Below are 11998 nucleotides of genomic sequence, written 5' to 3' on the forward strand. Positions count from 1 at the left end.
CCGAGCCGGATGGCTGACGCCTGTCCGACATCCGGCCACGCGCGCAGTTCCGCCATGCAACGAATGCTGTTCTGATAGACCTACCTTCGCGCCCTCTCGAGCAATGCGATGCCGCAAATCCTGATCATCGACGACAACACGGCCGTTGCCACCGCGTTGGAAGTGCTGTTTTCGTTGCACGACATCGAAGCGCGGCACGCGCATTCGCCGCAGGCCGGGCTCGCGCTGCTGGATGAGCAGGCGTTCGATCTGGTGATCCAGGACATGAACTTCACCGCCGATACCACCTCCGGCGAAGAAGGCGAGGCGCTATTTACCCAACTCCGTCAGCGTCACCCGGACCTGCCAGTGATTCTGCTCACCGCGTGGACCCATCTGGGCAGCGCGGTGGGCCTGGTCAAGGCCGGCGCGGCGGATTACATCGCCAAACCCTGGGACGACACCAAGCTACTGACCACGGTCAATAACCTGCTGGAACTGTCCGAAGCACGCCGCGAACTGGAACGTCGTCGCGAACGCGAGCGGCGCGGCCGCGAGCAACTGACCCAACGCTACGATCTGCGCGGTGCGGTGTTCGCCGATCCAGCGAGCGAGCGTGCAATCGCCCTCGCCTGCCAGGTCGCGCGCTCAGACTTGCCGGTGCTGATTACCGGCCCCAACGGCAGCGGCAAGGAAAAGATTGCCGAAATCATTCAGGCCAACTCGGCATCCAAACACGGGCCGTTCATTGCACTCAATTGCGGTGCATTGCCAGGCGAATTGATCGAAGCCGAATTATTCGGCGCAGAAGCCGGCGCCTACACCGGCGCCAACAAGGCGCGCGAGGGCAAGTTCGAAGCGGCCGATGGCGGCACGCTGTTCCTCGACGAGATCGGCAACCTGCCGCTGGCAGGGCAAATGAAGTTGTTGCGCGTGCTGGAAACCGGTCGCTACGAGCGGCTGGGCTCCAACCGCGAGCGCCACGCCAAGGTGCGCGTGATCAGCGCCACCAATGCCGATCTGTCGGCGATGATCCGTGATGGCAATTTCCGCGAGGATCTGTACTACCGACTCAACACGGTGGAAATTGCGCTACCCGCATTGGCCGAGCGCCCCGGCGACATCGGCCCGCTGGCCGAGCACTTTCTCGCCGGTGAAAAGCCGCTCTCCACGCAGGCGCGCGATGCATTGCAACGGCATGCCTGGCCTGGCAACGTGCGCGAGCTGCGCAATGTGCTGCAACGCGCCGCCTTGCTCGCACAGGGTGCGCGCATCGAAGCGAGCGATCTGAATCTGCCACGTGCCGCTGCGCCACGGCCGCCAACGCCCGCGGCAGGCGAGCCGGATCGCGCGCGTATCGAACAGGCGCTGGCGCGCGCACAAGGCGTGATCGCACAAGCCGCCGCCGAGTTGGGGTTGAGCCGCCAGGCGCTGTATCGGCGCATGGACCGCTACGGCATCACCTCGGAATGAGCATGCGTATGTGGAACCGCTCCTTCACGTTTTCGCTATTTCTACGCTTGCTGCCAGTGCTCGCCTTGGCGGCCGCCTTGCCGTGGTTCATGGCGTACTGGCTGGACCGCGGCTGGCAAGTAGCGGCGATTTCGGTCGTCGTGCTGCTGGCAGCGATGTGGTTTAGCCTCACCCGCGCCACCGCGCCGATGCGCTCGCTGTTTCGTGCGCTGGCCGGCACCACCAGCAGCTATCGCGATGGGGAGTACAACTTCGGGGTGTACTGGCGCGGTAATGATGAGCTGGCGCAACTGGTGCATGCGCATGCCGAACTTGGCGATGTGTTGCGTGCACAGCGAAGCCATCTGGTACAGCGCGAGTTGATGCTCGACACCATGCTGCAGAACACCCCCGTGGCGATGCTGCTGGTGGTGGCCGGCGGCGATGGCCTACGCCGCATCGGGTTTTCCAACAACGCCGCGCGCAAGCTGTTGCATGACGGACGCAAGCTCGAAGGCCAGCATCTGGACGAGGTGCTCGAACGCATGCCAGGCGAACTGCGCGATGCGCTGGCGCGCGGCGGCGACTGCCTGTTCGCGGTGCGCGAGGACGGCGATGACGAGGACGACGAGCAGATCTATCACCTGTCGCGGCGCAGCTTCCACCTCAATGGCCGCAGCCACGAGTTGCTGCTGATCCGCACCCTGACCACCGAGTTGCGACGGCAGGAAGTGCAGACCTGGAAAAAGGTCATCCGCGTGATCAGCCACGAATTGAACAACTCGCTCGCACCGATCGCCTCGCTGGCGCATTCCGGCGCCGAGCTGCTGCGCCGCGAGCGCACCGATCGCCTGGGCACGGTCTTCGAAACCATCGAAGAACGCGCGCGTCATCTGGAAGGCTTTATTCGCGGCTACGCGCGCTTTGCCAAATTGCCGCAGCCGCAATTGCAGACCATCGAATGGGCACCGTTTCTCGAACGGCTGCGGCAACAGATCCCGTTCCAGTTGCAGGGCGAGATCAGCAGCGTCAGCAGCCGCATCGATGCAGCGCAGATCGAACAGGCCATGCTCAATCTGCTCAAGAACGCACACGAGGCCTGCAGCGAAGCGCAGCCGCCCAATAGCGAGGTGGCAGTGCGCGTGACACGCTTACCGCAGTGGCTGCGGATCGAAGTGCTCGACCGCGGCAATGGCATGAATGAAGCGGTGCTGCACAATGCACTGATGCCGTTCTATTCGACCAAACGCAACGGAACCGGGCTGGGGCTTGCGCTCACCCGCGAGATCGCCGAAGCGCATGGCGGGCGTATTTCGCTGCACAACCGCCAGCAAGGCGGCCTGTGCGTAACCTTGTTGCTGCCGTCGGCATCGGCTGCGTAGTCAGACACTTTCAACACGTCGAACGCCTCGTCTATCGCAGCTCACTGATCGCTCGCCAGACCCGGCAAGACCACGCTGGCGCGCGGGCACCACCCGCAGGAACGCCCGCGCTCGCCCTGCTGCCATGGCGCCGTCAATCGGATTTCAGCGTGCCGCGCTCTGCAATGCGCGGTAGTTTCAGCGCGCCACACGCATCGTCTGCGCCGGTGGTCCTGGTCGCATCGATGGCGCGGTAATACCCGATGCCCACGGTATTGCCAACGAACTCGCCCCCCTGCGAGGGGCACTCTCCACCGGCCTTGAACCAGTCTGAAAACGCCGCGTACTTGCCAGCCCTGAGGAAGTGGTTGCCGCCGACATAGGTCCGGTCGGACGCATCGCGCGTCCGCACTGCATCGCCGTTGACGTCGACGAACGTATTGCCTTCGATTCGGTTACCGGACGAGTGCCGCGCCAGATACAGCGCATGGATGAAGCCCGAGGTGTCGGTGTCGTTTTCGATCGACACAAAGCGATTGTGCTCGATGCGGTTGTCGCGCGACTGCTGCAGCCGGATCGCCGCAAACGAGTACGCGGCCTCGGTGCTACGGCCGTAGCGTCCACCGATGCGCTCGAACTGCATGTTGCGGATCGTGTTGTCGCTATTGCCGTCCTCGGCCGCCTTGCTGCTGCCAAGATCCAGCGCCATCCAGTAGTTGCTGACCTTCAATCCCTCGAAGGTCAGCCGCGTCGGCGCATTGCGTCCACCTTTCAACGCGAACCAGGTCGCGCCACCGCGTCCATCGAAGACCGGCGGGCTGGCAGCGCCAGCAGCGGCAATGAAGCGGATCGGCGCGCCGTTGGCAAAGGTCCATTGCACCGACTGTTGAAGATAGGTCCCCGGGGCGATCACCACCTCCACGTCTCCCGCTGGTCGTCGTTCGACCAGACGTCGCTGCGCGGCGTCGAGACTGCGCAATGCCGTCGAAGGCGCGGTGCCTGCCGCCGCATCGTTGCCATCGGGCGCCAGATACAGCCGATAACTGGCCGCCGCTGCAACGCCTGGCTGCAGCATCGGCACGCCAAGGAGGAGGATCAACACCATATGTAGTCGTCGCTGCATCGTGCACCTTCAGTCGTTATCCGCAGCACGGCCAACCATCGCCGCGCAGCACGGCTGCGCTGCGTCACCCACCCGCATCGCGACACCGCTCCATGCTATTTCTTGGTCGGCCGCTCCCAGCCTTCGATCACCGTCTGCCGCGCACGCGTCACGCTGAGCTGCCCTGCCGGTGCATCGCGCGTGATCACCGACCCGGCACCGATGGTGGAGTTGGTGCCAATCTCGATCGGCGCCACCAGCGCGCTGTTGGAGCCGACAAACGCGCCATCGCCGATGGTGGTTTGCGACTTGTTCACCCCGTCGTAGTTGCAGGTGATGGTGCCGGCACCGATGTTGACCTTGCTGCCGATCACCGCATCGCCCAGGTAGGTCAGATGATTGGCCTTGCTGCCGACGCCCATGGTGACCTTCTTGGTCTCCACGAAATTGCCGATGTGCACACCATCGGCCAACACAGTGCCGGGGCGCAGGCGCGCGAACGGGCCGATCTGCACCGCGCCTTCGGTGACCACGCCGTCCAGATCACTGTGCGCACGCACCTGCGTGCCGGCACCCAGCGTCACGTCGCGCAGGCGCACGAACGGGCCGATCACCACGTCGTCGCCCAGCGTCACATTGCCTTCCAGGATCACATCGATATCCAGCTGCACATCGCGGCCCACCTGCACGCTGCCACGCTGTTCCACACGCGCCGGATCGGCCATCCGCACGCCCTGCAGACAAAGCGCTCGCGCAGCGCGCAACTGCCAGGCGCGTTCGAGCTGGGCCAGCTGCCACGGGTCGTTGGCACCTTCCACATCCTGCGGGTCGGCCACATGCACCATGTCGGCCGGCGTGAAATCGGCGGCGGCGCTGGCGAACACATCGGTGAGATAGAACTCGCCCTGCGCATTGTCGTTGGACAAGCCACCCAACCAGCGGCGCAGTGCGGTGGATTCGGCGGTGAGGATGCCGGTATTGATGGTGCGGATGCGGCGCTGTTCGTCGTTGGCATCCTTCTGCTCGACGATGGCGGCCACCTTGCCTTCCGCATCGCGCAGGATGCGCCCATAGCCGGTTGGATTGGCCAGTTCGGCCACCAGCACCGCCATGCGACCCGGTGCATGCAGCAACTGCAACAGGCTGTCGCTGCGGATCAGCGGCACATCGCCGTACAACACCAGCACCGTCGCCGCGTCGGGAATCGCAGGCATCGCCTGCTGCACTGCATGTCCGGTGCCCAGCTGTTCGCGCTGCTCGGCCCACTGCAGATCGCTTTGATCGGCGAAGGCTGCCTGCACCTGATCGCCGCCGTGCCCGTACACGATATGGATCGCCGCCGGCTGCAGCTGCCGCGCGGTGGCGATCACATGCGCCAGCATCGGCTGGCCCGCCAGCGGCTGCAGTACTTTGGGCAGGGACGAGCGCATGCGCTTGCCCTCGCCCGCGGCCAGTATCACAACGTGCAGGGGCAGAGTCATCAAGACATTCCAGGCATATAGATGGCTAAATTCTAGTCGTTGCACCCCGTCGCGTCGTTGTCCGGATGCGGTGTTCGTCCGCGATGACAGAGTTTGCGCCTCACTGCCGCTAGGATGGGCGCCCTTTCTTTGCTCCGACACGCATGAGTCTGTTCCGCCAAGGCCGCCAGTTCATGATGATTGGCGCCCTGCAGCTGGCTGTGGATTGCGGCATCTTCATCGCCGCCACCGCCGCAGGCATGCCTGCGGTGCCGGCCAATTTGCTGGGACGCATCGGCGGCGCCATGCTCGGCTTTTGGCTCAATGGCCGCTACACCTTTGCCCAGCAGGGCGATGCGCGGCTGGGTTGGCAACGCTTCCGCCGCTTCGCGCTGATGTGGCTGGCACTGACCGTGATCAGCACATGGCTACTCTCGACCACGGTCGATCTGCTCGGGTTACGTCAGGCCTGGCTGGCAAAACCGCTGGTCGAAGGCGGCCTGGCGATCGTGTCGTTCTTCCTGAACCGACACGTGGTGTATCGCTGATCCAAGCATGCGCAGGCCGTGAGCGATTGTTCGCTCGTGTGGACATGACGCAGAATTGGGGCACCGCTTGCGCGCAGACATCCGCAGCGGAGTAACTGCATCTTCCCACGTGCTGATCGATGGGACGTACGTCTTTGTCAGCGCTGATGCGGCATCCATGCCGCGTCAGGTCCCGTACCGGCAGGCGGGCAAGGACCCGTCGCATTGGCCGGTGTGCATGGCTTTCAATAAAACTTCTAGGGCGGTGTCTTCGCCGATTGCGGGGCCATTGGCGGCATGGATGCCGCCATCGAGCTCCCATGGACGGCTTCACTGCGTGTCCCGCGAGCGGTGTGGGCACCGCGCTTTGGACACACGCAGCGTTCGACCTGGGCGTCTGACTGCATCCACCAAGATGCGGCCGACAAAAACACCGCACTCACCACCAGGCGAGCGCTCATCGGTTTTGTCAGTCACCCTAAACCGCATGACAGCGAGCGGTTCAGCGTAACCCCATTCCACCGCGCCAATCAGTGGCAAAAATCGCCCAGGCCGCGCACCAGCGCGGCGTGATGCAGTGCATCCAGCTGCCACTGCTCGGCGTAATGCGATGCCGCACGCGCCGTGCTGGCCGGGCAGTCAGGCGCGCTACGCGCTGATGCCACATCGGCCAACGCATCGAGCAGTTCGCCCTGCAGTTGATCCAGGCGTGCACGCAGCGCGGTGAGATCCGGACGTGCGGTGTTCGGTGCACGTCCGCGCTCGTGCCAACGGTTCAATAGCGCGTACTGCACCGACTTGTTGGCTTCAATTTGCGCGCCAAAGAAACGCGCCGCGTCGTCGGCATCCAGCCCATGCGCGGGCGCCTGGTCGCGCACGCTTTGCAATACCGCCGCCTCGCGTGCCTGATCCAGCACCGGCTTGCCACTGTCCCACTTGCTCAGCGCCACCGCATCGCCAATGGCATTGCGCTGCACGATGCGGTCCATCAACAGATCCAGCGGCGGCTGGCTGCGCGCCGGCAATGCGCACCCCAGCAGTCCGGCGGCCAACAGGCCGGTCACTATGTAAGCGCGAATGCCATCGATCGAGCGGGCCATACCATGTTCCTTAACGTAGCTGGATAACGTTGCCATGCACCACTGCCGGGCAGCGGTGCGCCAAGGCAGGCAGTGTGCCTGCCGCGCACCACGACCGATTCGCGGACCCGCAGGCGGATCCCCAAAAACGAAAACGCCGACACGAGGGTCGGCGTTTCGAACGTCTTCTCTGAAGATGACCTTGCAGCGGGTTGCAGTGCACGCCCGCCCATCGGGTCGGCACGCAGCCACTTAGTGCTTGAGGTTGCGACGCAGGCGCTCCAGCGCCTGCAATTGCACCGTCGCTTCAGCCAGCCGACGCTGCGCCTCGGCCACGTCCACCGTGCTACCCCGGTTGGCAAGCAGCCGCTCGGCCTCTTCCTTGACCTTGCGCACGGCGGCTTCGTCGATGTCCTGTGCACGCACTGCGGTGTCGACCAGGATGGTCACCACCTGCGGCTGCACTTCCAGGATGCCGCCGGAAATAGCGAAATCCAGATGTTCGCCGCTGGCGGTGGTCACCACCACCTTGCCCGGCTTCAGGCGTGTGATCAGCGGCGCGTGCTTGGGTGCAATACCCAGCTCGCCCAACTCGCCGGTGGCCACGACCAGCGTCGCCTCACCGTGGAAGATTTCCTTCTCGGCGCTGACGATGTCGCAACGGATAGTGCTCATTTTGCCTCACTTAAGTGAGGCGGGAATCGGGAGTCGGGAATCGGGAATGGGAAGAGCGACTGGCTGCGCACGCTTCCTGTTCCCGCACTCCGACTCGCCTATAACCCGCCTTTACGATTCCCGATTCCCGATTCCCGATTCCAGCCGCCTAGCGGCTGGAGTCACATCAGGCCTTGGCGCTCATCTTGTTGGCTTTCTCGACGGCTTCTTCGATGCTGCCGACCATGTAGAACGCCTGCTCCGGCAGGTGGTCGTATTCGCCGTCGCAGATCGCCTTGAAGCCGCGGATGGTGTCCTTGAGCGACACGTACTTGCCCGGCGAGCCGGTGAACACTTCGGCCACATGGAAGGGCTGACTGAAGAAGCGCTCGATCTTGCGTGCGCGCGATACCGACTGCTTGTCTTCTTCGCTCAACTCGTCCATGCCCAGGATGGCGATGATGTCCTTCAGTTCCTTGTACTTCTGCAAGGTCTGCTGGACGCGCTGGGCGGTGTCGTAATGCTCGTGACCGATCACCAGCGGGTCCATCTGGCGGCTGGTGGAGTCCAGCGGATCCACCGCCGGGTAGATACCCAGCGAGGCGATGTTACGGCTCAGCGTGACGGTGGAGTCCAGGTGGGCGAAGGTGGTCGCCGGCGACGGGTCGGTCAGGTCGTCCGCAGGCACGTACACGGCCTGGATCGAGGTGATCGAACCGCTCTTGGTCGAGGTGATGCGCTCCTGCAGCACGCCCATTTCTTCGGCCAGGGTCGGCTGGTAGCCCACTGCCGACGGCATGCGGCCGAGCAGCGCGGACACTTCGGTACCGGCCAGCGTGTAGCGGTAGATGTTGTCCACGAACAGCAGCACGTCCTTGCCCTTGCCGTTCTCGTCCTTCTCGTCGCGGAAGTACTCGGCCATGGTCAGGCCGGTCAGCGCAACGCGCAGACGGTTGCCCGGCGGCTCGTTCATCTGGCCGTACACCATCGCGACCTTGTCCAGCACGTTGGAGTCTTTCATCTCGTGGTAGAAGTCGTTGCCCTCACGGGTACGCTCGCCCACGCCTGCGAACACGGACAAGCCGCTGTGCGCCTTGGCGATGTTGTTGATCAGTTCCATCATGTTGACGGTCTTGCCGACGCCGGCGCCGCCGAACAGGCCGACCTTGCCGCCCTTGGCGAACGGGCACATCAGGTCGATGACCTTGATGCCGGTTTCCAGCAGCTCGGTGCTGGAGGACTGGTCTTCATACGACGGCGCGGCGCGGTGGATTTCCCAATGGTCCGCGGCCTGCACGTCGCCGGCTTCGTCGATCGGACGACCCAGCACGTCCATGATGCGGCCCAGCGTGCCGGCGCCGACCGGCACCGAAATCGCACGCTCGGTGTTGGTGGCCAGCAGGTTGCGCTTCAGGCCGTCGGTGGAGCCGAGCGCAATCGTGCGCACCACGCCATCGCCGAGCTGCTGCTGCACTTCCAGGGTGATTTCGGTGCCTTCGACCTTCAACGCGTGATAGACCTTCGGCACTTCATTGCGCTGGAATTCGACGTCGACGACCGCGCCGATGATCTGAACGATCTTGCCCTGACTCATTTTGCTGCTCCGGTTAGCTTTGTTCTGTCCGAGTGGCAAATGCCATCTCGTGGAATTTGTGATTTGGGATTCGTGATTGGGGATTCGCAAGGGCGCAGTCCGCTGCGCTCCTACCAATCCCGAATCCCCAATCCCGGCCGTGCTTATACCGCGGCCGCGCCGCTGACGATTTCCGAAATTTCCTGGGTGATCGCCGCCTGACGCGCCTTGTTGTAGACCAGTTGCAGGGTGCCGATCATCTTGTTGGCATTGTCGCTGGCGGCCTTCATCGCCACCATGCGCGCGGCATGTTCGGAGGCCACGTTTTCCAGCACGGCCTGGTACACCAGCGACTCGATGTAACGCGTCATCACGTGCTCCAGCACGGTCGCGGCATCGGGTTCGTACAGGTAGTCCCAATCGTGGTGCGCCACCTTGTGCTCGGCGGCCGGCAGCGGCAGTAGCTGATCGAAGCTGGCCTTCTGCGTCATCGTGTTCACGAAGCGGTTGTAGACCAGATACACGCGGTCCACCTTGCCGTCGATGTAGGCATCGATCATCACCTTGATCACGCCGATCAGCTGCTCGACCTGCGGGCTGTCGCCCAGGTGGGTCACGCTGCCGACCATGTTGACCTTGATACGACGGAAGAACGCCGACGCCTTCTGGCCGATGGTCACCACGTCGATCTCGGCGCCCTTGTCCTGCCACGGGCGCACTTCGCCCAGCATCTTGCGGAACAGGTTGTTGTTCAGACCGCCGGCCAGGCCGCGGTCGGAAGAGATCACGATGTAACCGACCCGCTTGACCTGCTCACGCTCGATCAGGAACGGATGCTGGAAATCGGTGCTGGCCTGCGCCAGATGCCCGATCACCTGCTTCATCGCCTGCGCATACGGACGCGAGGTCTTCATGCGCTCTTGCGCCTTGCGGATCTTGGAGGCCGAGACCATTTCGAGCGCACGCGTCACCTTGCGGGTGTTCTGCACGCTCTTGATCTTGGTTTTGATTTCGCGTCCGCCTGCCATACTCGCTCGCTTCGCTCGCTTAGTGGGATTCGGGAATCGGGATTCGGGGTTGGCTAAAGCCCCCCTACCTCACCGCTTCCGCGAACCCCGGATGCCTAACTTTTGGGATTTAAGAGCGAGGATTCGGCATCAGCCGAGACCCGAACCACCGCTCCTACAAATCCCGAATGCCCAATCCCGACTCCCGGCGCTGTTACCAGCTGCCCGTGGTCTTGAACTCTTCGATGCCCTTCTTGAAGCCGGCTTCGATGTCGTTGTCCCAACCGCCGGTGCTGTTGATCTTGTTGATCAGCTCGCCCTGGGTGTTGGCGAAGTGCGCGTGCAGGCCTTCTTCGAACGCCAGCAGCTTGTTGACCGGCACCTCGTCGAGGTAACCCTCGTTGACGGCATAGATCGACAGCGCCTGGTTGGCGATGGACATCGGCGCGTACTGCTTCTGCTTCATCAGTTCGGTGACGCGCTGACCGCGCTCGAGCTGCTTGCGGGTGGCTTCGTCCAGGTCCGAGGCGAACTGCGCGAACGCCGCCAGCTCACGGTACTGCGCCAGCGAGATACGGATGCCGCCGGACAGCTTCTTGATGATCTTGGTCTGGGCTGCACCACCGACGCGCGACACCGAGATACCGGCGTTCACGGCCGGGCGGATACCGGCGTTGAACAGGTCGGTTTCCAGGAAGATCTGGCCGTCGGTGATCGAGATCACGTTGGTCGGCACGAACGCGGAGACGTCGCCGGCCTGCGTTTCGATGATCGGCAGCGCGGTCAGCGAACCGGTCTTGCCGGTCACCGCACCGTTGGTGAACTTCTCCACGTATTCCTCGGACACGCGCGCTGCGCGCTCCAGCAGGCGGGAGTGCAGATAGAACACGTCGCCCGGGTAGGCTTCGCGACCCGGCGGGCGCTTGAGCAGCAGCGAGATCTGGCGGTAGGCCACGGCCTGCTTGGACAGATCGTCGTACACGATCAGCGCGTCTTCGCCGCGGTCCATGAAGTACTCACCCATGGTGCAGCCGGCGTAGGGGCTGATGTACTGCATCGCGGCCGATTCGGACGCGGTCGCCGCCACCACCACGGTGTGCGCCAGCGCGCCGTTTTCTTCCAGCTTGCGCACGATGTTGGCGACAGTCGAGGCCTTCTGGCCGATCGCCACGTACACGCACTTGATGCCGGTGCCTTTCTGGTTGATCACCGCATCGATCGCCAGCGCGGTCTTGCCGGTCTGACGGTCGCCGATGACCAGCTCGCGCTGGCCGCGGCCGATCGGGATCATCGCATCGACCGACTTGTAACCGGTCTGCACCGGCTGGTCGACCGACTTACGCCAGATCACGCCGGGCGCAACGCGCTCCACCGGTGCGGTCTGGGTGGCGCCCAGCGGGCCCTTGCCGTCGATCGGCTCGCCCAGCGCGTTGACCACGCGACCGAGCAGTTCCGGACCGACCGGCACTTCCAGGATGCGGCCGGTGGTCTTGGCCACGTCGCCTTCGCGCAGGTTCTCGTAATCGCCCAGCACCACGGCGCCGACCGAATCGCGCTCCAGGTTCAGTGCGAGCGCGAAGGTGTTGTTCGGCAGTTCGATCATTTCGCCCTGCATCACGTCGGCCAGGCCGAAGATGCGCACGATGCCGTCGGACACGCTGGTCACGGAGCCTTCGTTGCGCGACTCTGCGGACAGCTTGACCGCCTCGATGCGGGTCTTGATCAGGTCGCTGATTTCGGAGGGGTTGAGCGTGGTTGCCATCGTTCAGTCCTAGGTGCCGGCCGCAGGGGCCATGCGTTTATG

Annotated in this window: 10 protein-coding genes; 3 read left to right on the forward strand and 7 right to left on the reverse strand. The window is 63.9% G+C overall.

What is annotated here, in order from left to right:
* Positions 1-108: 108 nt before the first annotated feature.
* Both XpruCFBP8353_RS05050 and XpruCFBP8353_RS05055 read left to right on the forward strand, forming a co-directional pair.
* Positions 109-1452 (forward strand): sigma-54-dependent transcriptional regulator, encoded by a 1344-nt coding sequence (locus XpruCFBP8353_RS05050; RefSeq protein WP_101362177.1) that lies wholly within the window; start codon positions 109-111, stop codon positions 1450-1452.
* Between the two features lie 8 nt (positions 1453-1460).
* The gene (locus tag XpruCFBP8353_RS05055; RefSeq protein ID WP_101362489.1) at positions 1461-2813 is read left to right on the forward strand and encodes a sensor histidine kinase; all 1353 of its coding nucleotides are present in this window, start codon (positions 1461-1463) and stop codon (positions 2811-2813) included.
* 133 nt (positions 2814-2946) lie between these two features.
* Here the strand turns inward: XpruCFBP8353_RS05055 and XpruCFBP8353_RS05060 are convergent, their stop codons facing one another.
* Both XpruCFBP8353_RS05060 and glmU read right to left on the reverse strand, forming a co-directional pair.
* Positions 2947-3897: a right-handed parallel beta-helix repeat-containing protein gene (locus XpruCFBP8353_RS05060; protein ID WP_243391059.1), complete on the reverse strand. Its 951-nt coding sequence runs from the start codon at positions 3895-3897 to the stop codon at positions 2947-2949.
* A gap of 113 nt (positions 3898-4010) precedes the next feature.
* Positions 4011-5375 (reverse strand): bifunctional UDP-N-acetylglucosamine diphosphorylase/glucosamine-1-phosphate N-acetyltransferase GlmU, encoded by a 1365-nt coding sequence (gene glmU / locus XpruCFBP8353_RS05065; RefSeq protein WP_101362179.1) that lies wholly within the window; start codon positions 5373-5375, stop codon positions 4011-4013.
* A gap of 143 nt (positions 5376-5518) precedes the next feature.
* Here glmU and XpruCFBP8353_RS05070 point away from each other — a divergent pair, with 143 nt between their 5' ends.
* Entirely contained in the window at positions 5519-5902 is a 384-nt protein-coding gene (locus XpruCFBP8353_RS05070) for a GtrA family protein (protein WP_101362180.1), read from the forward strand.
* A gap of 509 nt (positions 5903-6411) precedes the next feature.
* On the opposite strand, the gene XpruCFBP8353_RS05075 is transcribed toward XpruCFBP8353_RS05070, so the two are convergent.
* From XpruCFBP8353_RS05075 to atpA, 5 genes are all read right to left on the reverse strand, one after another.
* Positions 6412-6981 (reverse strand): chorismate mutase, encoded by a 570-nt coding sequence (locus tag XpruCFBP8353_RS05075; RefSeq protein ID WP_101362181.1) that lies wholly within the window; start codon positions 6979-6981, stop codon positions 6412-6414.
* A 231-nt stretch (positions 6982-7212) separates the two neighbouring features.
* Positions 7213-7635, reverse strand: coding sequence for a F0F1 ATP synthase subunit epsilon (locus tag XpruCFBP8353_RS05080; protein WP_101362182.1), 423 nt, complete (start codon positions 7633-7635; stop codon positions 7213-7215).
* A 166-nt stretch (positions 7636-7801) separates the two neighbouring features.
* The gene (atpD, locus tag XpruCFBP8353_RS05085) at positions 7802-9208 is read right to left on the reverse strand and encodes a F0F1 ATP synthase subunit beta (RefSeq protein ID WP_101362183.1); all 1407 of its coding nucleotides are present in this window, start codon (positions 9206-9208) and stop codon (positions 7802-7804) included.
* A 143-nt stretch (positions 9209-9351) separates the two neighbouring features.
* Positions 9352-10215, reverse strand: a complete 864-nt coding sequence (gene atpG / locus XpruCFBP8353_RS05090) for a F0F1 ATP synthase subunit gamma (RefSeq protein ID WP_101362184.1) — start codon at positions 10213-10215, stop codon at positions 9352-9354.
* Between the two features lie 193 nt (positions 10216-10408).
* Positions 10409-11956 (reverse strand): F0F1 ATP synthase subunit alpha, encoded by a 1548-nt coding sequence (gene atpA / locus XpruCFBP8353_RS05095; protein ID WP_101362185.1) that lies wholly within the window; start codon positions 11954-11956, stop codon positions 10409-10411.
* Between the last annotated feature and the right edge of the window lie 42 nt (positions 11957-11998).

Source organism: Xanthomonas prunicola (assembly GCF_002846205.1).
GTDB lineage: Bacteria > Pseudomonadota > Gammaproteobacteria > Xanthomonadales > Xanthomonadaceae > Xanthomonas > Xanthomonas prunicola.